Annotated in this window: 20 protein-coding genes; 9 read left to right on the top strand and 11 right to left on the bottom strand. The window is 38.1% G+C overall.

What is annotated here, in order from left to right; translation table 11 throughout:
• The first annotated feature begins 9 nt into the window (after positions 1–9).
• Both tnpA and ybaL read left to right on the top strand, forming a co-directional pair.
• Positions 10–426 (top strand): IS200/IS605 family transposase, encoded by a 417-nt coding sequence (gene tnpA, locus AACV01_RS08130; RefSeq protein WP_004248649.1) that lies wholly within the window; start codon positions 10–12, stop codon positions 424–426.
• Positions 427–1159: 733 nt separating this feature from the next.
• Positions 1160–2920 carry a YbaL family putative K(+) efflux transporter gene (gene ybaL / locus AACV01_RS08125; protein WP_004244273.1) on the top strand — a complete coding sequence of 587 codons (1761 nt, stop codon included), beginning with the start codon at positions 1160–1162 and terminating at the stop codon, positions 2918–2920.
• A gap of 110 nt (positions 2921–3030) precedes the next feature.
• Here ybaL and AACV01_RS08120 read toward each other — a convergent pair whose 3' ends face one another.
• The 8 genes from AACV01_RS08120 to AACV01_RS08085 form a co-directional block, all read right to left on the bottom strand.
• Positions 3031–4341 carry an inosine/guanosine kinase gene (locus tag AACV01_RS08120; protein ID WP_004244274.1) on the bottom strand — a complete coding sequence of 437 codons (1311 nt, stop codon included), beginning with the start codon at positions 4339–4341 and terminating at the stop codon, positions 3031–3033.
• 102 nt (positions 4342–4443) lie between these two features.
• Positions 4444–5562, bottom strand: coding sequence for an LPS O-antigen length regulator Wzz(fepE) (gene wzz(fepE), locus AACV01_RS08115; RefSeq protein WP_004248652.1), 1119 nt, complete (start codon positions 5560–5562; stop codon positions 4444–4446).
• A gap of 163 nt (positions 5563–5725) precedes the next feature.
• Positions 5726–6694: a ferrochelatase gene (gene hemH / locus AACV01_RS08110; RefSeq protein WP_161682682.1), complete on the bottom strand. Its 969-nt coding sequence runs from the start codon at positions 6692–6694 to the stop codon at positions 5726–5728.
• A gap of 159 nt (positions 6695–6853) precedes the next feature.
• A complete protein-coding gene (gene adk, locus AACV01_RS08105) occupies positions 6854–7498 on the bottom strand; it encodes an adenylate kinase (RefSeq protein WP_004244278.1) in 645 nt (214 codons plus the stop codon).
• 182 nt (positions 7499–7680) lie between these two features.
• Positions 7681–9564, bottom strand: a complete 1884-nt coding sequence (htpG, locus tag AACV01_RS08100) for a molecular chaperone HtpG (protein WP_004244279.1) — start codon at positions 9562–9564, stop codon at positions 7681–7683.
• A 203-nt stretch (positions 9565–9767) separates the two neighbouring features.
• Positions 9768–10967: a formate-dependent phosphoribosylglycinamide formyltransferase gene (gene purT / locus AACV01_RS08095; RefSeq protein ID WP_161682680.1), complete on the bottom strand. Its 1200-nt coding sequence runs from the start codon at positions 10965–10967 to the stop codon at positions 9768–9770.
• Between the two features lie 111 nt (positions 10968–11078).
• Complete coding sequence (gene rarD, locus AACV01_RS08090) at positions 11079–11990, bottom strand: EamA family transporter RarD (protein WP_004248658.1); 912 nt, start codon at positions 11988–11990, stop codon at positions 11079–11081.
• Positions 11991–12230: 240 nt separating this feature from the next.
• On the bottom strand, positions 12231–13178 hold the full coding sequence (locus AACV01_RS08085) for an aminoimidazole riboside kinase (protein WP_004244286.1): 948 nt from the start codon (positions 13176–13178) through the stop codon (positions 12231–12233).
• Positions 13179–13407: 229 nt separating this feature from the next.
• On the opposite strand from AACV01_RS08085, the gene AACV01_RS08080 reads away from it, so the two are divergent.
• Positions 13408–14874: a glycoside hydrolase family 32 protein gene (locus AACV01_RS08080; RefSeq protein WP_060554839.1), complete on the top strand. Its 1467-nt coding sequence runs from the start codon at positions 13408–13410 to the stop codon at positions 14872–14874.
• Positions 14875–14918: 44 nt separating this feature from the next.
• On the opposite strand, the gene AACV01_RS08075 is transcribed toward AACV01_RS08080, so the two are convergent.
• Positions 14919–15914: a LacI family DNA-binding transcriptional regulator gene (locus tag AACV01_RS08075; protein ID WP_046334471.1), complete on the bottom strand. Its 996-nt coding sequence runs from the start codon at positions 15912–15914 to the stop codon at positions 14919–14921.
• 474 nt (positions 15915–16388) lie between these two features.
• On the opposite strand from AACV01_RS08075, the gene AACV01_RS08070 reads away from it, so the two are divergent.
• From AACV01_RS08070 to allS, 6 genes are all read left to right on the top strand, one after another.
• Entirely contained in the window at positions 16389–17024 is a 636-nt protein-coding gene (locus tag AACV01_RS08070) for a response regulator transcription factor (protein ID WP_004244289.1), read from the top strand.
• A 951-nt stretch (positions 17025–17975) separates the two neighbouring features.
• The gene (locus tag AACV01_RS08065) at positions 17976–18644 is read left to right on the top strand and encodes a CDP-alcohol phosphatidyltransferase family protein (RefSeq protein ID WP_004244291.1); all 669 of its coding nucleotides are present in this window, start codon (positions 17976–17978) and stop codon (positions 18642–18644) included.
• Entirely contained in the window at positions 18641–19321 is a 681-nt protein-coding gene (locus AACV01_RS08060) for a lysophospholipid acyltransferase family protein (protein WP_004250285.1), read from the top strand. The genes AACV01_RS08065 and AACV01_RS08060 overlap by 4 nt, the downstream gene beginning before the upstream one ends.
• Positions 19314–20249, top strand: a complete 936-nt coding sequence (locus tag AACV01_RS08055; RefSeq protein WP_004244293.1) for a phosphatidate cytidylyltransferase — start codon at positions 19314–19316, stop codon at positions 20247–20249. Before AACV01_RS08060 ends, AACV01_RS08055 begins: the two co-directional genes overlap by 8 nt.
• 272 nt (positions 20250–20521) lie before the next feature.
• Positions 20522–21343: a CPBP family intramembrane glutamic endopeptidase gene (locus AACV01_RS08050; RefSeq protein WP_004244294.1), complete on the top strand. Its 822-nt coding sequence runs from the start codon at positions 20522–20524 to the stop codon at positions 21341–21343.
• Positions 21344–21701: 358 nt separating this feature from the next.
• Positions 21702–22616, top strand: coding sequence for an HTH-type transcriptional activator AllS (gene allS / locus AACV01_RS08045; protein WP_004244295.1), 915 nt, complete (start codon positions 21702–21704; stop codon positions 22614–22616).
• Between the two features lie 49 nt (positions 22617–22665).
• On the opposite strand, the gene AACV01_RS08040 is transcribed toward allS, so the two are convergent.
• Positions 22666–23910 (bottom strand): MFS transporter, encoded by a 1245-nt coding sequence (locus tag AACV01_RS08040; RefSeq protein ID WP_004244297.1) that lies wholly within the window; start codon positions 23908–23910, stop codon positions 22666–22668.
• Between the two features lie 24 nt (positions 23911–23934).
• Positions 23935–24840 (bottom strand): carbamate kinase, encoded by a 906-nt coding sequence (locus tag AACV01_RS08035; protein WP_036905094.1) that lies wholly within the window; start codon positions 24838–24840, stop codon positions 23935–23937.
• Between the last annotated feature and the right edge of the window lie 17 nt (positions 24841–24857).

Genomic DNA, 24857 nt, shown 5'->3' with positions numbered 1-24857 from the left:
CTTTGGTCTATGAAAAATGAAACTAATATTCGCCGTGGCAGACATTGTGTATTCCTGATGCACATCCATTTGGTCTTTATCACAAAATACAGGCGAAAAATATTTGATCAGGATGCAATTGAAAAATTGCGAGGCTACTTTGCCAGTGTTTGTGCTGATTTTGATGTTGAACTGGTTGAAATGGATGGGGAACGGGATCACGTTCATTTATTGATTAATTACCCGCCAAAACTGGCGATATCTAATCTGGTTAACAGCCTTAAAGGGGTATCGAGTCGATTACTTCGACGTGATCGTCCTGATATTGCCCAACGTGATTACTACAAGGGGGTTCTTTGGTCGCCGAGTTATTTCGCGGGGAGTTGTGGTGGCGCACCAATATCCATTATCCGCCAGTACATTGAGCAACAGGAAACACCTAGTTAGTTAAAAAACCGCGCCTTATATCCCCGACCTGAAGGACGGGGTTTTACGGTGCTTTGGATAACAATAGCAATAACTTACTAACAAAAAAGCATACATTAAGTTGTGATCATGAATTTTTGGCTATTTTTACTCCATTATAGGTAAGAGCGACTATAATTTAACTTAAAAAATAAATTTCAGTTATGAACATCTCGGGGACAATGTTGCCCGTTCCCCTATCGCAAAAACAAAGTCTGCTTATTGATATTATGTTAATCACAGCATTTTCTACTGTGTAGCATAGTGCTCAATAGTTATTCACTACTGAAATAACCATAGTTAGCATTTTTTATTTTATCTGAGTTTTACATGGGTCAATATGAGGGATACTCGTCTTAGCGATTGCTCTCTAATTTAAAAAACATTGAACATGTTGAGGCTAATGACACTTATCTATCTTTATTGATTATTTCCATGCTTTTTCTTCACCAGATCCTGACCAATAAAGCTAAATAAGTTGTATTTATTTTTACAACCTACAACCAATCTAAATAGTCTATATCAAGCTTATACAAAGAAGATCTACCAAAATAACACAGAAACACTCAGTTACATTATAAAACTAAATCAAATTGCTATTTTAATAAAAATTCAATAAATTTTAGCGAAATTATCGCTTAGATACGTTAAACTAACCGTCTGCTGTACCACTCGCCCCCCGATACATGTAGTTTAATAACAAGAAGGAGAATTGATGCCGCATTCAACCCCCCTCATTACCACCATTGTTGGTGGATTAGCACTTGCTTACATCTTAGGCATGATTGCTCAACGGCTAAAAATCTCACCTTTAGTAGGATATCTTGCTGCGGGTGTGCTCGCTGGCCCATTTACCCCCGGCTTCGTTGCTGATACCTCTTTGGCGCCTGAGCTTGCTGAAATCGGTGTTATCTTACTGATGTTTGGCGTAGGTTTACATTTTTCTTTAAAAGATCTAATGGCTGTAAAAGCTATCGCGATCCCCGGTGCCATAGCACAAATTACCGTTGCCACCTTATTAGGGTTAGGGTTATCCACTTTCTTTGGCTGGGGTCTATTTAGTGGCATTGTCTTTGGATTATGCCTTTCAACGGCAAGTACTGTGGTATTGCTACGCGCACTCGAAGAAAGAGGTTTAATTGATAGCCAACGCGGTCAAATCGCTATTGGTTGGTTAATTGTCGAAGATCTCGCTATGGTATTAGCCTTAGTATTACTACCAGCTATTGCCAATATGCTTGAAAGTAGTGACCAAACAAGTATTTCACAGTTATTAATTAACTTAGGTATCACTATTGGTAAAGTAGTTGCCTTTATTTTAATTATGATGATTGTCGGTCGTAAGCTTATTCCGTGGATCTTAGCTAAAACGGCTGCCACTGGCTCTCGTGAGCTTTTTACCCTATGTGTGTTAGCACTAGCTTTAGGTATCGCTTACGCAGCAGTGACGCTATTTGATGCTTCTTTCGCATTAGGCGCTTTCTTTGCCGGTATGGTACTTAATGAGTCTGACCTCAGCCACCGAGCAGCACAAGATACTTTACCTCTACGTGATGCCTTCGCCGTTCTGTTCTTTGTCTCTGTCGGCATGCTATTTGATCCTATGGTATTAATTGAGCATCCTCTAGGCATTTTAGCCACACTTGCGATCATTATTATAGGTAAATCCTTAGCAGCCCTAGTGCTCGTTCGTATGTTTGGGCATTCACGCAGAACCGCATTAACCATTTCAGCCAGTCTTGCGCAAATTGGTGAATTTGCCTTTATTTTAGCTGGAATGGGGGTTGCACTAAATGTTTTAGAACCAGATGCACGTAACTTGGTTCTTGCCGGCGCCTTAGTCTCTATTATGCTTAATCCTGTTCTCTTCTCTTTGTTAGACCGTTATCTAGCAAAAACAGAAACCAAAGAAGAGCAAGAGCAACTTCAACAAGAAGAGATGGAAGAAGAGATGCCAGTGCCTGTCGATATTTGTGGGCATGCGATTATCGTCGGTTATGGCCGTGCAGGTAGTATGCTAGCTGAAAAGCTACAACCGCAAGCTATCCCATTGGTCATTATTGAAAATAGCCGTAATAAATTTGCTGAGTTAAAAGAAAAAGGCTTAAACGCCGTGCTCGGTAATGCTATGACCAAAGAATCACTGGCATTAGCGCGTGTTGATTGTGCTAAATCGCTACTACTGACCATTCCTAACGGTTATGAAGCAGCAGATATCGCAGAAACGGCAAGAAAAATGAACCCTGATCTCAATATTATCGTTCGTGCCCATTTTGACGATATTATTGTTCGTGCTAACTATGATGAAGAAGCTTCCTTTATTCTTGAGAAAGGGGCAAATCATGTGATAATCGATGAAGATCAGACCGCTTCAGCAATGGCTGAGATGCTAATACAAGAAGTCGAGTTCGGTTGCGCCATTGATGACACACCTGAAGAGGGTCAACAAATTATTGCGCCCAATGCAGCGCAATAATAGAGATTTATTTTTAAAATAAAGGATTAACAAACTAAAAAAGCAACACCTTTATCGCGTGTTGCTTTTTATTTTCTCTCTTTCACAAAAAAAGAGCGCGACGACTTAACTTAACGTTCCCAGTAAGCTTCTTCTAAGCTATCTTCTTTCTCAGGCAAACCGCGAGTCAAACGTGGTGAGTGTTGGCTTAATACTTGATAGCTTACACGGTTAGCATATTTACACACTTGCGCCAATGAAGAGTAAGTCAAATAACTACGTGGGTGTTTACTCGAATTAGGTACATTAATGCGATGATAACTATTTGCCGTAATATCATGTAATAGTGCAGATAATGCCGCATCGCCAGCACCATTGGTATTCATGATTTTTTCCGGCCCTCCCATATAAGGCTCTATATGCGAATAGACTTTTTCCGGCGTTTGGCAATCTTTAAAACGCATAGCACGACTAAACTCGTAACGATTAAATTCAGCAATTGCACCTGGAAGTAACGGATGAGTGGTTTGGCGTTTAAAATCACTCTCTGTAAAGCCTGCCATATACAATCCTGCAGGGCCTGCGGTACATAAGACTAAATCAACCCACTCTAAAGCCGCATCTGATGCTAACAATGGATCAGCATGACCTGTAAGCTCTAGGGCTTCATCTTCATTCATTGCCACTACCGAGACATGCTCTTTTAAGAAATCTCTCCACCACTGAGGATCGTCGGCAATCACGTATTTAGTACCTAATGTTAAGACAACCGGTACATCATGCTTTTTGGCATATTCTATCGCTTTCATAGTTGCCAACGGCATTGGCTCTCCCGGTTTGCAACGGACGAGATAAGCAGTTAAAACTAATGCCGATGCATCTGCAATCACATCCTCAGGAATACTTTCGGGCTGAAGTTGATTCATTTGACCAGGACTGATAGCAAAAGTACGTTCACCATTTTCAGTAATGAGGGTAAAGCAACGCCCTATTGCACCATCAACACCTTGTAAATAGTTTAAATCAGTACGGCTTGAGGTATTACATAAGTAGCGATAAGCATAACTACCAATCTGAATATTGTTGCACATAGTCCCCAATAAAACAGAACGATCATCCGCTAATACGGAGTAGTTATGTAGTGTGTTACCAATAGTGCCACCCGCAAATTCATGGGTAATAAGATTATTAACCGTTAATTCGCGATAAAGGGCTTCCGCTACATCATCTTCAATAACCAGAGAGTGTCCCTGACTCAAGTTATAGCGATTGATAAACGCTTCATCTACCTTAGCTTCAATATCAACTAATGTTTGGTCGATGCCAACAATATAAGCCCGAGAAGATTCGCTCTCAGTCATATTGATGATAGGTTTTAATAATGGATCTCGTAAACTAACGGGAAAATAGTGTTTGGATTTTCTTTTGCCAGGGAATTTCATTGTGAACGATGCTACAAGCTAAAAAAGATGCGCAATGTTAACACAATATTAGTGGAGAGACAGTAGGTGTACGTCTGTACACCTACTTTTATTTGTGGATATTTACGCTGTTTTACGGCGATTTCTTGCCATATAGCCCAGTAAAACACCCATTACAGAAAGGATAAAACCAACAAATGCGGCACCGACTAAGATTAATGCACGTTTAGGCGCATCTTTCTTAGTTGGTTCATAAGGTTTTAGCATATATTTGAAAGGAACAAATTGCAGATCACCCAATTTTATTTGTTCTAACTGCTGAATATTATATAAGCGATTTTTTAATTCAGAACTGACCGTTGTAGGATCAGTAATCGCTTCTGTTATCGCTAATTTGCTACTAAGTGCATCAGCCCCCATGGCAATGGAGTAATCAGGATCATCTTTAATTTGTGCACCTTCACTAGAAATAGGCTTTTTAACCCCCGCAGCATTGGCAATTTCTAGTGCATATTTTAAGCGCTGAACATTAACATTACGCGCATTAGCAATACGCTCTAAATCCATTTGATACGCTTTTTGCGCATGGTTTAATTTACGCTCAATTTGATCATCAATTTCGTCTTTCACTTCTACCCGTACTTTAGTAGAAATAAAGCGAATATAACCTGACAGCAAATCGTAAGCTTCTTCAGAAGTTGGCGCAGTAAAGCTTAAGTTAATTTCGCCACTAAATTCTTCATCACTATTTTTACTGTCTGATGCTTTTAAATTAATATCTTTAGTAACAATAGTTTCGATTAATTTACGTTTATCCAATGGCGTAGGATCGTCCATCTTAGCCAATAAGTTTTTATAGTAATCCGTATTGACTAAATATTCTTCACGTAATACACGGGAATTGTAGTTATTGATAAATTTTTGGTAAACAGAAGAAGCATTTACGCCAGTATCAACATCAACCAAGCTTAAATCATTTAAGGTTGCTCTTAACTGCTTCATCTCATCTAACATTGGTTTTGTAATAGCAGCTTGGCTTGTCCATTTCTGGGGCAGAAAGCTCGCAACAGTAAAACCTACGATAGCAAATAAAAGTGTGATCCCAATAATGACAAATTTTGATTTATAAAGAACAGAAAATAACTCAAACAGATCGATTTCATCGTTCTGTTTTAGATAAAAATCGTCGAAATGCCCTTTATCAACTTCTGAAGATTGTGGTTTTGAAAGCTTACTATTCATTTTCCTGCCTAAATTTGTGTAATGCAGCGTCCGTTTATCAGCCATTTTAGTGCACAAGACTAAAATGGTTAAAAAATGAGAAAAGATAAGTTTATATATAACTGAAATATGATCAAATGAATATATCACCTAATCCGATAATCGTATTTAGTGAGCTTATCTATTATTTTTCACATATGTCGCGGATTATAGCTTCAAGTAAGTCAATATGCTCAACTTTATCATTCAAAGCAGGAATGTATTCATACTGTTTTCCACCACCATGTATAAAGACCTCACGGTTCTGTTCATTAATTTCTTCTAATGTTTCTAAACAGTCTGATGAAAATCCGGGACAAATAACCTGTACATGTTCAACCCCTTCACTACCCAGTTTTTCCATCGTTTTATCAGTATAAGGTGATAACCAAGGCTCACGACCAAAACGTGACTGGAAAGTCATCATCACTTTTTCTGCTGGATAATCAAGTTGCTGTTTTAATTTTTCTACTGTAAGGCAACATTCATCAAAATAGATATCCCCAGTTTTAATAAATCGTTCAGGAATGCCATGAAATGAAAGTACTAAACGATCCGGCTTACCATGTTGCTTGAAACTCTCGTCAATGCTATTTGCCAGCGCTTTAATATAAAGTGGATGTTGAGCATAACTACGAACAAAATGCAGTGAAGGAATAGTTCGCATCGTTTTAAACAGTTGGCTAATACCATCAAATACCGCCCCCGATGTCGAACAAGAGTATTGTGGATAAAGAGGTAATACAATTAGCTTTTCAACGCCCTGTGCCAATAATCGCGTCAGTCCTTCGTTGAGGGAAGGATTGCCGTAACACATACCTAATTCAACAGGTATATGCGCAAAACGTTGTGCTAACGCTTTTTGCTGTGCACGGCTATAGACTAAAAGAGGAGAGCCGTCTGGCAACCAAATTTGTTGGTATAATTTGGCCACTTTAGGTGAGCGAAATGGCAAAATAACCCCATGAAGAATGGGTTTCCAAATCCACGGGGAAACATCAACAACGCGAGGATCGCTAAGAAACTGAGCTAAATAGCGCTTCACTGCATCTGGTTGAGGTGCATCAGGGGTGCCAAGATTGACCAAAAGAACGCCGTATTTAGCATCATTCATACCAAGACTCCTTAGAGCTGTTTTATTAACATAACCAAAAGTAAAAGAGTAAAGGAAAATAGTGAACTCTGTTTGTCAATTAATCGGATTGTATTCTTTTTATAAATATTTTGTAAAAAAAATCCCGGTCTAACCGGGATTGCTCTTCGGTGCTATAGATTAACCGAGGATGTTTTTCAGTTCAGCATTAATTTCGCTTACTTTCTGTGTACCATCAATTTTGTGGTACTGCGCGTTACCCGCTTTAGCTTCATTTTGGTAATAAGAAACTAAAGGTGCTGTTTGAGAATGATATTCGATTAAACGTTTACGCACTGTTTCTTCTTGGTCATCTTTACGAGTTGTTAACTCTTCACCTGTCACATCGTCACGGTTTTCAACTTTAGGTGGATTAAATTTAATGTGATAAACACGACCTGATGGCGCGTGCACTCGACGACCAACAATACGTTCAACAATAATTTCATCAGGTACAGCAAATTCCAGTACGAAATCAACATTGATACCCGCTTCTTTCATTGCATCAGCTTGTGGAATTGTTCTTGGGAACCCATCCAACAAGAAACCATTACGGCAATCGTCTTGTTTGATACGCTCTTTCACTAATGCTATTACTAATTCATCAGTCACTAATTGACCGTTATCCATCAATGCTTTTGCTTTCAGTCCTAATTCCGTACCTGCGCTAACCGCAGCACGTAACATATCACCGGTTGAAATCTGTGGGATACCATAGTTTTCTTTAATGAATTGAGCCTGAGTGCCTTTACCAGCGCCTGGAGCGCCTAGTAGAATGATACGCATCGCGTAAATCCCCTTGCATTTAATTTTTTATAGTTAAACTCGAAAACGCATTACCATACCATTTTGTGAGGTCATCGCTCAAGAAATCACGTTATCGATTGCACTTTATTTTTATCGCAAAAGAAAAAAACCACGCTCTCTTGCGCAAAGAACGTGGTTTAAATGATTGAAAACGAATATGGTTACGCGTTTTTAGCTAATAGTTGATTCACTAAACGAATAAACTGGTTTGGATCTTCTAAAGTTCCTCTTTCAGCAAATAGCGCTTGATCAAGTAATAAATTGATCCAATCCGCGAACTGTGTTTCATCGGTCAACTCAGCCGTTTGTTTGACTAATGGATGGTTAGGGTTTAACTCAAAGTTGTATTTAACTTCGGGGACTTGTTGACCTGCAGCCGCAAAAAGTTTTGCCATTTGCGTACTCATTTCATCCGCACCAGTAGTAACAATAGCAGGCGTGTCTGTTAAACGATGAGTTAGTTTCACCTCTTTAACTTTATCACCTAGTAAGGTTTTTACACGCTCAACAAAAGGTGCCAGTTGTTTATCTGTCTCCTCCTGCTGCGCTTGTTTCTCTTCATCAGCCAGTTTATCTAAAGATTCATCTGCTTTGCTCACAGATTGGAATGATTTACCATCGAATTCAGTGAGATAGTTCATCATCCACTCATCAATGCGATCGGATAGCAGTAGAACTTCAATACCTTTTTTGCGGAATAATTCTAGATGAGGGCTATTTTTGGCCGCAGCATAGCTATCTGCAGTGATGTAATAGATTTTATCCTGACCTTCAACCATACGACTCACGTAATCTGCCAATGAAACAGTTTGTGCATCGCTGTCATTATGAGTAGAAGCAAAGCGCAGTAATTTAGCAATGGCTTCAATATTAGCGTGATCTTCTGCAGGACCTTCTTTTAACACTAAACCGAACTCTTTCCAGAAAGTTTGATACTCTTCAGGATTATTGTCAGCCAGTTTCTGTAACATTTGTAATGCACGTTTAGTTAATGCGCTACGTAAATTACGTGTCACAGAGCTATCTTGTAAGATCTCACGAGAAACGTTCAATGGTAAATCGTTAGAATCGACTAATCCGCGGATAAAACGCAAATAGTTAGGCATAAACTGTTCAGCTTCGTCCATAATAAAGACGCGCTGTACATACAGTTTTAAACCGTGTTGATGTTCACGGTTCCATAAATCCCAAGGTGCTTTAGAAGGAACATACAGTAGGCTGGTGTACTCTTGTTTACCTTCAACTCGGTTATGAGCCCAGCACAGCGGATCAGCAAAATCATGAGAAAGATGCTTATAAAATTCTTTATATTCATCATCACTGATTTCTGACTTATTACGCGTCCATAACGCTTGAGCTTTATTTATTTTTTCCCATGTAACAGTGCCGTCTTCTTCATTTTTAGTTTCTATTTCGACAGGTAGGGAAATATGATCAGAGTATTTGCTGATAATACTACGCAGACGCCAATCATCTAAATATTCGTCTTCACCTTCACGTAGATGCAGGGTAATTTCGGTACCACGATCCGCTTTTTCAATATCAGCAACCGTATAATCACCTTCACCTTGTGACTCCCAGAAAACACCTTTATCAGCAGGTTGCCCCGCGGCACGGGTACGTACCGTCACTTTGTCTGCCACAATAAATGCGGAATAAAAACCAACACCAAACTGACCAATTAATTGGCTATCTTTCGCTTGGTCTTGTCCAATAGACTCTAAAAATGCTTTAGTCCCTGATTTCGCAATAGTCCCTAAATTATCAATCACTTCATCGCGGGTCATACCTATGCCGTTATCACTGATAGTCAGTGTTCTTTTTTCTTTATCAGTGGCAATGCGGACATGAAGTTCACCCTCATTTTCATAAAGAGCCGCATCGGATAATGCACGAAAACGTAACTTATCCGCCGCATCCGATGCATTAGAAATCAATTCGCGAAGGAAAATTTCTTTATTAGAGTAAAGAGAATGGATCATTAATTGTAGAAGTTGCTTAACTTCAGACTGAAATCCTCTCGTTTCCTGATCTTTCATACTCATTTTTACCTCAATTTATCCTAATTTGGCGAAAAAAATCGATATGACTTAAAAGGTGGGGATAGTTAAGCAAGTTTCAAGGGAGCAGAGCTTAATAACATTAATAAAAATACTAAAACGCCATATAAAGAGGAAAAATCAATTACATAACAGCTAGGAATAACCGCCAAGGCAAGCATGATATAAAGCCATTGGCGGTATGTAGATCACTGCGATAAATGGTTATCACCATCATCGGCTAAAATCGCTTGTGCACCTAAATTCGCCTCTTCAATAGCATGTTTTATGGAATCGGCATAAGCAAGCACCACGCCTAAACGACGATGTCCTGCGATTTCAGGTTTAGCAAATAAACGAATTTGTCGATTTGCCTTAAGCGCTTTTTCTAACCCCGTATAGACAATATTAGTACTAGACAACTCAGGTAAAATCACCGCGGAAGCACAAGCACCTAATTGGCGAATACCACCGATGGGATAGCCTAAAAAAGCACGCACATGGAGCGCAAATTCTGATAAATCTTGTGAAATTAAGGTAACAAGCCCTGTATCATGAGGACGCGGTGATACTTCATTAAAAAACACCTCATCACCTTGGATAAATAGTTCCACACCAAATAACCCATAACCGCCCAAATTCTCCACTACTTTACTAGCGATATGTTGTGCTTTGGCAAGGGCTATATCACTCATTTTTTGTGGTTGCCATGACGCACGATAATCGCCTTTTTCTTGCCGATGACCAATAGGCTCGCAAAAATGAATACCATCAATAGCACGAATCGTGAGTAATGTTATCTCAAAATCAAACGGGATCATCTTTTCAACAATCACGCGCCCTTGCCCTGCTCTTCCCCCTTCTTGAGAATAAGTCCATGCACTAGTGAGATCTTGCTCTGAACGAATAACACTTTGTCCTTTTCCAGATGAGCTCATCACCGGTTTTACAATGCAAGGAAAACCAATCTCAACCGCCGCTTTTCTAAAAGCCGCTTCATCATCAACAAATTGATAAGGAGAAGTCAGTAACTGTAATGTTTCTGCAGCGAGACGGCGTATTCCTTCCCTATCCATAGTGAGTTTTACTGCACGGGCACAAGGTACAACTTTTTGACCATTATTTTCTAATTCGACTAATAATGAAGTAGCAATAGCTTCAATTTCAGGCACCAAAAAATCGGGTTTCTCTTGAGTTATAATCTGTTTTAATGCCTCGCTATCAAGCATATTGACGACATAATGGCGATGAGCAACATGCATTGCCGGCGCATTGGCATAGCGATCAACCGCAATAGTCTCAATGCCAAGACGTTGGCATTCAATGATCACCTCTTTACCTAATTCGCCTGCACCTAATAACATCACTTTTGTGGCATTAGTGGTCAGAGCCGTTCCCAAAATGGTCATTTTCGATCCTTATTTCAGTCAGATAACACGCATTACGCAAACGTTTGCATTTAGTGGTAGCATAACGGAATTTAACAAAGAGAAAAATAGCCATAGTAAAATTTAAATACTTTATATTTTTTGGCTATGCTGACCTTTATGAATTTTTAAGGCATTAAGGCGCTTTCTAATCAGCGCAAAAATACAACACAATAACCCTAACCAAATCAATGAAAAACTTACTCCTTTCACTGCATCAAATGCTTCATGGAATAGGAATACGGCCAGTAAAAACTGCATTGTCGGTTCAATATACTGTGCTAAACCAATAACGGTTAAGGTGGTTCTTTTGATTGCTGCGGTAAAAAACAGTAAAGGGAGGATAGTCACTGGCGCGGTTAAAATATAATAGAAACGAGTTAAATTGTCTGCAGAAGAAAACGCACTTTCATCTCGCATAATCAGCCAAATCATCGCCCCTATAGCGACCGGAATTAACCACAAAGTTTCAATAAATAATGAAGTTATGACATCAAAACGAATAAATTTACGAATGAGTCCATAAATCGCAAATGCTCCACCCATCACGAGTGCCAGTATGGGTAATTGACCATACATCCATAATTGATATCCCACTCCTGCACAAATTAATATTACCGCCCATTTTTCAGCAGGATTTAATTTCTCTTTAAGAAAGATAACGCCCAATACAATAGAAAAAAGTGGATTAATAAAATACCCCAGACTGGCGGCTAAGACTTGTTGATGCGTAAGTGCATAAGTAAAGGTGCACCAAGAGACTGCCATTGCTAATGAACTAAATAAACACATAAAAATAGAGCGTCTATCTTGGAGAACAGCACGCCAGCGAGTTCTATTTTTAATAAATAATCGAACCAGTAATAACAGGGGAATAGACCAAATAAGACGTTGTGCAAGTAACTCTAATGGTTGAGCACCGGGTAATAGCCGATAAAAAAGAGGAGTTATTCCCCATAAAATATAGGAGCAAATGGCTAATAAGACACCTGATTGAGCCCACATATGACTTTCCACCAATAGCGTTAAAGAGACCTTACTATCATACGCCGAAAACGAATCAAACAATATGATCATATCCGCTACTTATCAGCGTCAAAGTAAGCGATTATCAAAATAAACCACTGAGTAAAACATAAAAAAAATCTCTATAGATAAAGTTGTATAAACCTTATTTATAGAGATCACAAAAAGACCAGAGCAAAGGGGAAAATAGGACTTACAAGCAAATAAACAAATAATCCATTAAAAAATATCTCGTACATGTAACGGCGGTTGTTTACTGACAAATTCACGCAATACTTTTCGGCTCGGTGCTGCAGCAATTGCGCCCTTTTTAGTGGTTGCTAATGCGCCACAAGCCGCGGCTTGCGTAATAATTTTTAATAAATATTGTTCATCATCAGCAAAACCATATTCTGCAACTGCGGCTAATAATCCTGACATAAAGGCATCACCTGCCCCTGTGGTATCAACACAATTGACGGTAAAGGCACTCAAGGCAACTTGTGTTGTAGGCGTTAACACTAAACATCCTTTAGAGCCTTGGGTGATCACTTTTAAACGAGCAGGATAATCAGCTAATTTTTTTAATGCATTTTCTAACGTAATTTCCTGAGTCATCCAAGTCAGCTCATCTTCAGATAATTTCAAAATATCTGCTTTATGAGCATATTCATCGATGATCGCACGCATTTCTTCATGATCACGCCACATTTGGGGGCGTAAATTAATATCGAAACTCAGTAAAGAGTCGCTATTTTTTACTTTACTAATAGCACTATCTAGCGTCGAGCGACAAATTGGGTTAACTAAAGCAAGTGAACAAAAATGTAAAATGTCTTTTTCAAATACAGGCAGTGATTTATTGGTAAGAAATTGATCAGCAGAGTCCGCAACTAAAAAAGTAAAATCTCGTTCGCCATTTTCTTGCAACGAAACTAAGACTGTACTGGTACGATGTAACTCATCAAATTCCATTGTGCTGGTATCTACACCGAGATCAAATAACGTTTTTTGCATAAAGTGACCAAATGCATCTTCACCGACCCGACCAATAAAGCCACTTTGCTGTCCTAATTTTGCAACACCTGCAGCGACATTCACTGGTGCTCCACCAGCACATGCTTCATATTGCATATTTTGCAGTGGAATTAGGTCAACAACCGCATCACCTAAAGACCAGACTTTCATAATCTCTCCTGAAGATAAGCCACTATTTTTATTCACTATATTGTATTTTTATCAGTATTAATAACTAAAAAAATAAAGATATTGCTCGAAAAAACATCCTGATAACGTTAACATAATAGTGTACAATAATAAAGATAAATTCAAACAACACGCTTTTTAACCCTAAATGTTATCGCTAATAAGGGTGACATATAGCTTACAGAATAACTGATAAAATCAGGATAATGAGATGAAGCAACGTTTAGAACAATCGACAACTGCCCTAAATGCCTTACAAAAAAAACGTGGAAAGCAATTTTATCCTCAATTCCATTTAGCCGCTCCTGCGGGATGGCTTAATGATCCTAATGGCCTTGTTTATCATAACGGCTTATATCATGCATTTTATCAACATCATCCTTTTTCTGAACTTTGGGGGCCGATGCATTGGGGACATGCTACCAGCAAAGATATGATCCACTGGCAACATCAGCCAATCGCCCTTGCTCCGGGTAATGAGTATGATAAAAGTGGTTGTTTTTCCGGATCAGCGGTAAGTCATGAAGGTAAATTATACCTCTTTTATACCGGCCATAACTGGTTAGCAGAAGAAGGCGATGACAGCCAAATTTACCAAGCACAATGTGTGGCAGTCAGTGAAGATGGGATCCATTTTGAAAAGAAAGGCATTATCTTACCGCCACCACAAGGATATATGCACTTTCGTGATCCAAAGGTTTGGTTTCAAGAAGGGAAATGGTGGATGGTAGTCGGTGCCCGCGATGAAAAAGACCAAGGCCAAGTGCTACTTTTCTCCAATGACACCCTATTTGAAGAAGGGAAACAATGGCGTTCGGAGTACAAGGTATTAGGCAAAACCGATGATAAAAACGTCTACATGTGGGAATGCCCTGACTTTTTTCCTATCAGTGATGATAACGAATTTGCTCTTGTTTTTTCACCACAAGGAAAACGCGCTGAAGGTTATCAATATCGTAATCTGTTTCAAACCGGTGCACTGATCGGTCAGTGGTCACCAAAACAACCTTTTATCATACATGGTCATTTTACTGAGCTTGATAATGGTCATGACTATTATGCTCCACAATCTTTTGTTACTGCTGATGGTCGCCGTGTTTCTATGGGATGGATGGATATGTGGAACTCCCCTATGCCTTCACAACAGGAGTTTTGGGCTGGTTGTTTCACGCTTCCTCGTGAAATTAACTTTGATAAAAGGGCAAACCGTTTACGTATGACCCCGATAAAAGAAGTTGAAAGTCTCAGACAAACAAGAAATACGATAGAGATGACCACTCTCAATAACCAAGCGCTTAAATTACTCGATAAGACACCGGCTATTGAGTTAAATTTAACCTGGTCATTAGATAGTCAAGCGGAAAAATTTGGATTATGGCTAGGAAAAGGTTTAGAGGTATTTGTTGATAATCAATCAAATCGCTTTGTGATCCGTCGCCATTATCCACAATATAATATCAGTGGCTCACGTAGCACACCGTTGCCAGTAGGATGCGAAATTAACTTACGTATATTTATTGATCGCTCATCAATAGAGGTTTTTATCAATCACGGAGAGCTGACCTTTAGTAGCCGTTATTATGCAGATGAAAATGATCGCGATTTATCGCTATTTGCCACAGATGGCAGTGCCACATTAATCGCTGGCGAATATTGGACACTATCAACGATAAGTTAAGCGTTGTGATGTTTCTATACTCTCTAACGGAAAAGAGAGTCTCGTTACAGAGACTCTCGTTCAATTAACTGACAGGGGACTTGTACTGTTTCATTATGATTACGCTCTTGAATAATATGTAATGTTGCTTCTTTACCTAAGTCATAATGTGGCAACTGTACTGTGGTGAGTGGCGGATAGAATAACTCCCCCGTTCCTATCATATTGTCATAGCCTAATACAGCCACTTGCTCAGGGATACGTAATCCCATCGACAGTAAAACTTGATAAGCTAAAAATGCGATACGATCATTACCACAGATTAAAATATCAAAATCTGCTTTTTGCTGACGACAGTGTTGTTGTAACAATCCAATCACATCACGGTAATGTTCATCGCCAAATAACATCGTGTATTGACGCAATGATGACAAAGGTAAGCCGGCATCTTGCCAAGCATCTTCGACCGCTTTACGGCGAATAGGGCCTGCAACGGTATCTTCGGGTAGATAAAAACATAACGGATGCCGATAACCTTTTTCAATCACGTGTTTTATCGCAAAATATTGTCCGTGATAATCATCAGGAATATAGGTTGGAAAAGTTTGATCTTTAGCTAGGCAGTTGGCAAGTACCACATTTTTATCACGTAGCTTTTCATGTACCGTAATTTCTCGCAATCCCATTGTGGTATAGATGATACCATCTGGACGTTGAGCTAACAGTTGCCAAATGGCTTGATCATACCCCTCTTGTTCAGTGAGGTTTACAACAAATGAACTCCAGCCAAACTGACGAGCGGTACGCTCGATGGATAAAATCATTTCCACGGAAAAAGGGGTCGTTGCGGTATCAATACCAAGCACACCGATCGATGAGACCTTAGTCCCTTGACCTCGAATTTTTCGCGCTGAAAAATCGGGCACATAATTCAGTTCTTCGATTGCACGTTGGACTTGTTTCAACGTATCTGGTTTTAATAACTCAGGGTTATTAATCGCTCTTGAGACTGTCATCAAAGAAACAGATGCAAGTCGAGCAACATCTTTCAGTGACGCCATAATATTGGCTCGATTGGGTTGTTAAGTAAGGTAATTATAAATAATGCTCTATTTTACAATAAGTAAAGAGAGAAATCCACATTCTCAAGACCATACAAATATAAGTATGACAAATTATTTTAGTTAATAAACTAATCAAAAAACAATTATCAATATTAATTATACTCACACTAGATGTTTAATATAGTTAAAAACACTTACGATAAAAAACTTAGTTACAATTAATAACAGTTATATGAACTTCGTTTATAGAAGAAAAATATCTTTAACGATAAAATAGAAATATTGAAACAAAACAAAGTTCTGATATTTTATCTATAATATAATGAAAAAGTATTAATACTTTTTTATTTAATATATCCTTATTATGGCTCCGTTACGTGAATACTACTCTACATAGAAAATTTATAAATTAGTCAAATTTCGTTACTCATTTACTCTTGATTAAGAGAGGAATAAAATTGGGAGCAACATATGGAATCGATAATCCATCTGATCACTTTCGAAGATGACAGCACAAAAGTTCAACTTAAAGCAGTGCTTTCTTCTTTAGCGGCAAATGTGAAAACCTATTCAAATGAACAGGCATTTTTAAAGTACTATTTTTCATCAACTAAAGGGGCTCATAAAGAGTGCATCATAATTAACACTAAAAGTAGTGCATCACCATCAATTGCGTTGGTAAAAGAGTTAAACAAATTAAAGAATATCATTCCTGTTATAATTATTTCGGGAGATGCATCGATAGAAAGTTGCCGTAACGCATTTAAAGCGGGGGCTTTCGAATATTTAACTCGCCCTTTAAACGTCAATGAGCTTCTTAATATTGTGTCAGAATCTTTTTTACACTATGAAAGTGAGGTTGAGCAATTCAGAACCTATATTTCTTTAAAAGATAAGTTTAGTAAACTATCAAATAGAGAAAAAGAGGTAATGGAGATGATCCTTGACGGTAACACCAGTAAAGAGGCAGCCGAAAAGCTCTCTTTATCACCAAGAACAGTGGAAGTTCATCGTTCGAACATGTATACAAAACTAAAAATAAGATCACTACCACAACTAGTGCAAGAGTATGATTTCTTTAAAAAATATGACTTAAGAGCCAATTAAATTTAGCCCGCATATCTTCTTTATCATTAGATGATATCCAGCGCTTGTATAACAGCTTAATCGACTTTCGTTTCATTATTATTTATTAATGAGAGTAAACTGTATTGTAAAAATATTCTATTTTTGATGAATAAGTATTGAATATGGAAATAATAAATATACTAAGCTCCATTCTGCAACAGAAGGGAAGGCTATCCTATTTTGACGCCTCCCTTTCATAAGTCATACAAATACTCCAACCTCTAACCTGAACAATTAGTATATTTTATTTTTATAATCGCTATTATTAATAACGCACTCCCTATTCATTGTTAATAATGGCGAAACGATAAAATAAATACTATTTAATTTGACATAAATCATTTTTCACCTCTTACAGACATAACTACTATTGACAATCAATTTCTGATTTATTGTCTTATTTTTTAACTAAAAATATTGCTGATTAAAAAAGAACAAAAAAGGAATCGCTGTCTCTTTTTTTATGTCTAGATAAAGTACAGTAATTGTCTAGTGACTTTAAATTAATCTATATTTACCTTATAGAAAAAATAATTAAAATAACAAAAAAATCATAAACAACCTCATAAAATAGCTGATGGATGTCATAACTCTGGTTCTTTTTAGTCTATTATTTAGAAATTAATTCTCTTTATTGTTGAGCTATTTTAATATATAACAAATTTTTTCTACTCATCCACGTCATAATAGGAATATCACTTTAGGAAAAAATGATTACGTAAAAACAACTAAACAAAAATAAGTATTAACACCTAAAGAATAAGTATTTTTTGTCGATTGAATATTTATCCTAGCTTAATCAATGAGCCTACTTTTTTATTCACTTATAAAATTTATTAGATAATCTTATAATTTGATCTTCATTTTCTTTTTACTTAAACGTATTATGCTAATACCTTGTGTACTCACTAATATTTTTTTGTAAAAAAAATGAATAATGAAGAAAAAAATCGTCGTCCTATAAAAGCAAGACAAACCAACTGGGCAACTCGCTGTAGTCGCTGGCTGCAAAGCAAAGGCGCTACCCCCAATGGGATCTCTTTATTTAGTATCCTATTCGCTGCTATCTCCGGTTTGTTTCTCTACTTTGCTCTCGCTCACTCCCAAGGCCTACTTCAATCAATCCTTCTTATTTTAGGTGCATTAGCTATCCAGGGTAGACTTATCTGTAACCTACTCGATGGTATGGTCGCAGTTGAAGGCGGATTAAAAAGTCCTGCTGGTGCTGTTTATAACGAACTACCAGACCGAATAGCTGATACATTGATTATTATTGGTGTAGGTTATGGTTTATCCATCACTTTTCCTATCGCTATTACCTTAGGCTGGGTAGCCGCTTTCTTTGCGGTAATGACAGCTTATATCCGTGTATTAGGTGGTAGTTGTGGGTTAGAACAGCGTTTTACGGGACCAATGGCCAAGCAACATAGAATGGCATTATTAACCGGTATTGCCATTATCTCTGCATTTATTCCCGCTGAATGGGGAGCATGGCTCTGTTTAGTCTCCCTGTGGATCATTATCTTCGGCTCTGTACTTACTACCATTTTGAGAACTCGCCAAATTTTACGCGATTTAACACAAGGAGTTGATGAATGAAAAATGGCAAACTCTCTTTCGATGCAAAAATCATATCATCAGTCTTAGTCTCTATCTGCCGTTTTTTAACCGGGATCAGAGCCAAACAAATATCTCCGATTGAGAAAGATAAACCTTGTATTTATTACGCAAATCACTCAAGTCATCTAGATGGTTTAGTTATTTGGTCTTCACTTGCCCCCCATATTCGGCCATTTGTGCACCCTGTTGCTGCAGAAGATTATTGGAATAAAAACCGTTTACGTCGTTATCTTTCTCGTCGTATCTTTCGTGCAGTTTTGATCCCACGCCACGCGAATAAAACAAATGTTACTGAAGGAAATGGTGAAACAACAACTGCACCTCAGAAAGTAAATGCTCTTACACTGATGCAGGCTGTTTTAGATAAAGGTGAATCGCTAATTATTTTTCCTGAAGGGACAAGAGGTAACGGTGAGTCTATTCAGGATTTTAAAGCCGGTCTTTGGCATTTGTCCCGTAACAATCCACAGGCTCAATTAGTCCCTATCTATCTTGAAAACTTAAACCGCGTACTTCCTAAAGGCTCTCGGCTTGTTGTTCCTATCATTTGTAGTGCCACATTTGGCCCGCCTATTGAGCCGACACATGAAAATGAAGATAAGACTGAATTTCTATTAAGAGCCAAAAGTGCGTTAGAGGAGTTACATCATGGATAGTATCAACAATGAAATTCTCTGGATCTTTATCGGGCTATTCTCCTTTTTAATTATTGCCAGTATTATTGGTGCGATCCTTGCGGCACTCAAAGGTCCTACCTCAACCATTACCAATCTTAATTCTCGAATTAAAGCTTGGTGGATCATGTGTATCATTTCTGCCGTCGCTATTAGTATTGGAACAATAGGCTCAGTTATCCTCTTCGCCTTAATTTCATGGCTTGCATTACGTGAATTGGTTACATTAACCCCGACTCATCGAGGTGATCACGAAGCACTTTTTTGGTGTTTCTTTGTCGTGCTGCCTATCCAATATATTCTCGTCGGTGTGCAATGGTATAATTTGCTAGCCATCTTTATTCCGGTTTATGCCTTCTTATTAATTCCAACACGTATGGCGCTTTCCGGAGATACTCATCACTTTCTCGAGCGCATGGCAAAAGTGCAATGGAGTGTCATGATAGCTATCTATTGCCTTAGCTACGCTCCAGCATTATTAATGTTACCGATAGAAGGCTTTGAAGGACGTAATATTAACTTATTACTGTTTTTGATGATCGTGGTACAGACTTCTGATGTTTTACAATATGTGTTTGGTAAACTATTTGGCAAACATCCTATCGTACCGAAATTAAGTCCTAATAAAACCATCGAAGGTTTCTTTGGCGGCATTATTTCAGCAAGCCTTATAGGGATGATGTTATGGTGGGCAACACCTTTCACATGGTGGGCTGCTTTTTTACTCTCTTTAGTCATCACACTCGCAGGCTTTGCTGGCGGTTTATGTATGTCAGCCATAAAAAGAGACAGTGGCGTAAAAGATTTCGGTACTATGATTGAAGGCCACGGCGGTATGATGGATAGAATGGATTCCCTGTGCTTTGCCGCCCCTATTTTCTTCCACGTTATTCGCTATTTCTACGTGTAATTCCCTTTTGAATAAATGCTGGTAATCTGCAAAATTATTACCAGCATTTCTATAAATAAATCATCGAGTTATTATCGTCAATGTAATTAATCGCTTGTTTTAACTCAATTAAAAATACCTATATTTAAGCTTTATTTTTATAAATCAACATATTAAATAAGAATAATCCCATACTCGAAATCCGACCACTTCTTTTTTTAACTTATTGTCATAGATCACATTATTACTATCTTTTAATCTAGCGTTTCCTTTTTATTTTTTTGTAGATAATTATGATCACTTGGTTACTTCTTGCTTTATCTTTATTGTTATTAGGGTTCCATCGCAAACTTGCACTTACTACTTTAGCTATAACCACCATTAGCGCATTTATAACAGGTGTTATCACTTGGTATGTACTTCCGGTTATATTGAGCTTAATTTTACTCTCTTATGCATATCGCCATTACAAAACCAATCGTCTTATTGCCACTATTGTTATTCTTGCATTTATCGCCATTATTGTTGGGTTAACTTTTCATTTTATTCCTGGTTTTAATAACTTACGCTACATTAAACATGTTCCATTAGGGCAATATAGCCCCCCTTTCTCTTTTTATTTCAATGCCGATAAAGCATTAATCCCTTTTATTTTAATGATTTTTATTCCTACATTATTTAAAACGGAACCAGTAAAAAAAGCCAATAAATATCAATGGGTTTTACTGGCTATGGCGATCCCCGCACTGTTATTATTCGCAATGGCATTGGGTGGACTCGCTATTGAATTACATTTGCCACAATGGCTACCCGCCTTTATGTTGGCAAATATTTTCTTTGTCTCTCTTGCTGAAGAAGCACTATTTAGAGGAGCTATACAGCAAAGTCTATCTCGCTATTTATCTCCCTATCTTGCGCTATTTATTACCGCTATTTTATTTGGTTTAGTCCATTTTGCCGGAGGAATATTACTCATTATCTTCGCCTCATTGGCAGGTATTATTTATGGCTTAGCGTGGATGTGGAGCGGTAGGCTTTGGGTTGCTACACTCTTTCATTTTGCACTGAATCTCACTCACCTGCTCTTTTTCACTTACCCTTTTAAAATCGCGTAAGTGCTATATTATTCTGCTGTATTTTAAGTTTTAGTATTCCCGTCTCTTTACTCGTTTAATACTAATACGAGTAAAGAGGATGGGTGAAACGTGAAAGCAGTCACACTATTAACTTATCGAACATCTTAATTTTCCCATCATTAGCTGAAATTTTTTGTTAGTATGCCCTTTATCGCTTATCTATAAATAACAAAAATTTTATACAACATATAATAACAAATAAGCCAAAATAACAGCGATTGACAGCATAAAAAATACCCACTATTGCATTGTGATAGGTATCCATCACACAAAAATAGATTATTTTTACCATACACATTATGTGACTTTTACCTCTTTCACCATCAGGAAAAAGAATATGTTAGATCAAGAGATGATCCGTACTTTTATTCAAGTAGCAGATTGCCAAAGCTTTACTAAAGCGGCGGAGATGTTACACAAAACATCTGCGGCCATCAGCTATCGGATCAAAACCCTAGAAGAGAATATTGGTACACAGTTGTTTAATCGTACGACAAGAACCGTCACATTAACGCCGGCAGGAGAATATTTATTAGAGAAATGTCGCCAGTGGATTGTTTGGCTTGAATCAATGCCTATCGAGCTACAGCAGATGAATGCGGGAGTTGAGCACCAAGTTAATATTGTTATTAATAACTTACTCTATGATCGTACCGCCGTGGCCAGTATGTTAGCCTGCCTGCACCAGCGTTTTCCTTCTACCCAATTTCATATTACTCGACAAGTTTATATGGGAGTATGGGACGCGTTAATTAATGAAGATTACCATTTTGCCATTGGTGTCACAGGTAATGAATCACTGAAAAATAATATTAATATTTGTGCTATGGGGGAAATTCAATGGCAATTTGTCGTGGCACCAAATCATCCATTAGCCAATGTTAGTGGGGTATTAAGTGATGATCAAATGCGGATATACTCTGCCGTCAATGTTGAAGATACTTCACGCCATCTTTCCAAACGCACCGCTTGGCGTCTATCTGGACAACATGAAATTAAAGTACCTGATTTACATACTAAACTAGCATGTCATTTAAAAGGTGTCGGGATCGGTTTTTTACCATTAAGTCTATGTAAACCACTGATTGATAGTGGACAACTTATTGCAAAGGAAGTGAAAAATCGTCGCCATAATTCTCCCCTATCACTAGCTTGGTGCGAAGATAAAAAAGGTGCCGTTGTCAGCTATCTGGTTGATTTGTTCCGACAAGGGCATCCCAGTGTGCAATCTTTTTACGATCCCCTTAACTAAAAAAGGCAAACCGAAGTTTGCCCTTGTTGATAACATTAAACTTAATGCGTTAGTTGGTCGCTGTGGCGTCAGGATTTTCTTTAATAAATAAGCTTGCCACAATACCTATGCAAATCAGGATAGCAGCAAAATAGAAGCCGGAATCCATACTTCCTGTTTTATCTGATAAAAAACCCGTTAATGTAGGGGCAAATACTGAACCTAGCATACCAATACAGTTATACACACCAAAAGATGTCCCTAATGCATGGCGTGGTGAATTATCTGCCACTACCGCCACTAATACTGGATTAGTACTAATTTTCCCTACGATCCCGTATAAGATCAGTGCACCAATCAGTACCGGCATAGAATCTGACATAGGTACAGCAAGAATAGCCACCAAAGACAACGGTAACATAATTAATAGCACAGGCTTACGACGACCTAATTTATCAGAGAACCAGCTAAATAAGAGTGAGCCAGGAATAGCAAACCAAGGCATGAGTGATGCGATGGTAGAGATCTGTGTTCCTGTAATACCACGCTCGGTTTCAAGATAATAGGGTAACCAAGTGACTAAAACAAAGAACCCATAGATTGAACAGAAAATAGTAATATAAGCAAGGTTAATATTACGGTTACCAAATAAATCTTTAAACGTCAGTTTTGTTTTCTGTTTTGGTGCATTAGGAGCCGTATCCGTAGCTTTCGTTTTAGGTTTATCTTTTATTATCCATAACATCATCAAACCAATGATAATAATAGGTACCCCAATAATATAGAATGGTGCACGCCAGCTCATCCCCATCTCACCGACAGAAATACTAGAGATGTAGTAACCGATGGATAAACCAAACGCCATACCACTATTGATAATGGCACTACCTAGCGTAATACGATGTTTGGGAATAGCTTCTGAAGATAAACCATATTGTGGACCATAATAGAATCCTTGGAATACCCCGACCATCACCCATGCAAACATAAAGGTGACATAAGTTGGCATCATCCCTGCGATAATGGTAAATCCACCAAAGAGCACAACACCCGTGACTAAGACTTTTTTCTTACCTAAATAGTCACCAATTATGCCTGATGGAATGTTCAGTGCTGTATAGCCAATAAAGAAAATACTCATAATTGAGCCAAGTTGCGCTTTGGTAAGATCAAACTCAGCACCAATATTCACCATTAAAGGACCGACAATGGCACGGCTACCATACAGTGCAATCCAACCAAAAAAGAAAATAATCGTCAGCTTGACCCAATAAGGGACTTTGCCTTTACTCTCATTCACTTGTGCATCGTTCATAATGACGCTCCTGACAGAATGTTATTAAGACTTATAAATTAAAGTGCCAGACTGACCTTCAATAACCTGTTGAATGTTTTGTAATGCGCCAATATGAGCTTGTTGTCCTGTGGCATTTACAAAATCACTGACAGCCATGATTTTTGGTCCCATTGCGCCATCAGCCACTGCCATTGGTGCAAGTTCTTCTGGTGTTGCTTCACGAATAGCAGCTTGTTCTGGTGTTCCCCAATTTTTATAAATGGCATCAGCCTCTGTTAAAATAACAAAGTGCTCTGCATTTAACTCACGAGAAATTAAAGCTGCTGTTAAATCTTTATCTATAACGGCTTCACTACCAATAAATTCATTATTTATATTATTAACTGGAATACCTCCTCCACCGCCACAAATAACAATATGACCTTTATCTAATAAAAGCTTTACTGCCTCTATATCAATTATTTTTTGAGGTGCTGGTGAAGGTACGACACGGCGATAATATTGCCCATCTTTTTTAAATGTCCATTGATATTTATTTATTAATTCTTCTTTTTCTGCTTCCTCATAAATAGGGCCAATAAATTTACTCGGTTCTCTAAAAGCCTCATCATTAATATCAACAGAAACACGAGTCATTACTGTAGTAATTGCTTGCGTAGGATTATTTTGGTTGATTTTCTGCATCATCATATAACCAATCATCCCCTGGCTTTCCGCGACCAAGATATCCAACGGATAGGCTGGAACCGCTTGATAAGCAAGATTTTGTAATGCTAACAACCCAACCTGAGGCCCATTACCATGTACTAAAACAACACGGTACTCTTGCGCTAATTTATTAATTGTCTCTGACATTAATTCAATATTTTTATATTGATTTTCAGCAGATAAAATTTCGCCACGCTGTAATAATGCATTTCCGCCTAAAGCAATAACAATTGTTTTCATAATTATCCGTTTCCGAA

The sequence above is a fragment of the Proteus sp. G2609 genome (genome assembly GCF_963896135.1).
GTDB lineage: Bacteria > Pseudomonadota > Gammaproteobacteria > Enterobacterales > Enterobacteriaceae > Proteus > Proteus mirabilis.
The sequence above is the reverse complement of the archived record's forward strand: the minus strand, read 5'-3'. Positions and strand labels throughout refer to the sequence as shown.

What these genes read in the sequence shown, in the direction of transcription:
- AACV01_RS08075 (WP_046334471.1), bottom strand. Translation starts at nt 15,914, where the DNA reads ATGGCGTCACTGAAAGATGTTGCTCGACTTGCATCTGTTTCTTTGATG.
- ybaL (WP_004244273.1), top strand. Translation starts at nt 1,160, where the DNA reads ATGCCGCATTCAACCCCCCTCATTACCACCATTGTTGGTGGATTAGCA.
- hemH (WP_161682682.1), bottom strand. Translation starts at nt 6,694, where the DNA reads ATGAATGATGCTAAATACGGCGTTCTTTTGGTCAATCTTGGCACCCCT.
- AACV01_RS08085 (WP_004244286.1), bottom strand. Translation starts at nt 13,178, where the DNA reads ATGAAAGTCTGGTCTTTAGGTGATGCGGTTGTTGACCTAATTCCACTG.
- tnpA (WP_004248649.1), top strand. Translation starts at nt 10, where the DNA reads ATGAAAAATGAAACTAATATTCGCCGTGGCAGACATTGTGTATTCCTG.
- AACV01_RS08055 (WP_004244293.1), top strand. Translation starts at nt 19,314, where the DNA reads ATGGATAGTATCAACAATGAAATTCTCTGGATCTTTATCGGGCTATTC.
- AACV01_RS08065 (WP_004244291.1), top strand. Translation starts at nt 17,976, where the DNA reads ATGAATAATGAAGAAAAAAATCGTCGTCCTATAAAAGCAAGACAAACC.
- adk (WP_004244278.1), bottom strand. Translation starts at nt 7,498, where the DNA reads ATGCGTATCATTCTACTAGGCGCTCCAGGCGCTGGTAAAGGCACTCAG.
- purT (WP_161682680.1), bottom strand. Translation starts at nt 10,967, where the DNA reads ATGACCATTTTGGGAACGGCTCTGACCACTAATGCCACAAAAGTGATG.
- AACV01_RS08050 (WP_004244294.1), top strand. Translation starts at nt 20,522, where the DNA reads ATGATCACTTGGTTACTTCTTGCTTTATCTTTATTGTTATTAGGGTTC.
- htpG (WP_004244279.1), bottom strand. Translation starts at nt 9,564, where the DNA reads ATGAGTATGAAAGATCAGGAAACGAGAGGATTTCAGTCTGAAGTTAAG.
- AACV01_RS08080 (WP_060554839.1), top strand. Translation starts at nt 13,408, where the DNA reads ATGAAGCAACGTTTAGAACAATCGACAACTGCCCTAAATGCCTTACAA.
- rarD (WP_004248658.1), bottom strand. Translation starts at nt 11,990, where the DNA reads ATGTGGGCTCAATCAGGTGTCTTATTAGCCATTTGCTCCTATATTTTA.
- AACV01_RS08060 (WP_004250285.1), top strand. Translation starts at nt 18,641, where the DNA reads ATGAAAAATGGCAAACTCTCTTTCGATGCAAAAATCATATCATCAGTC.
- AACV01_RS08040 (WP_004244297.1), bottom strand. Translation starts at nt 23,910, where the DNA reads ATGAACGATGCACAAGTGAATGAGAGTAAAGGCAAAGTCCCTTATTGG.
- AACV01_RS08120 (WP_004244274.1), bottom strand. Translation starts at nt 4,341, where the DNA reads ATGAAATTCCCTGGCAAAAGAAAATCCAAACACTATTTTCCCGTTAGT.
- AACV01_RS08035 (WP_036905094.1), bottom strand. Translation starts at nt 24,840, where the DNA reads ATGAAAACAATTGTTATTGCTTTAGGCGGAAATGCATTATTACAGCGT.
- AACV01_RS08070 (WP_004244289.1), top strand. Translation starts at nt 16,389, where the DNA reads ATGGAATCGATAATCCATCTGATCACTTTCGAAGATGACAGCACAAAA.
- allS (WP_004244295.1), top strand. Translation starts at nt 21,702, where the DNA reads ATGTTAGATCAAGAGATGATCCGTACTTTTATTCAAGTAGCAGATTGC.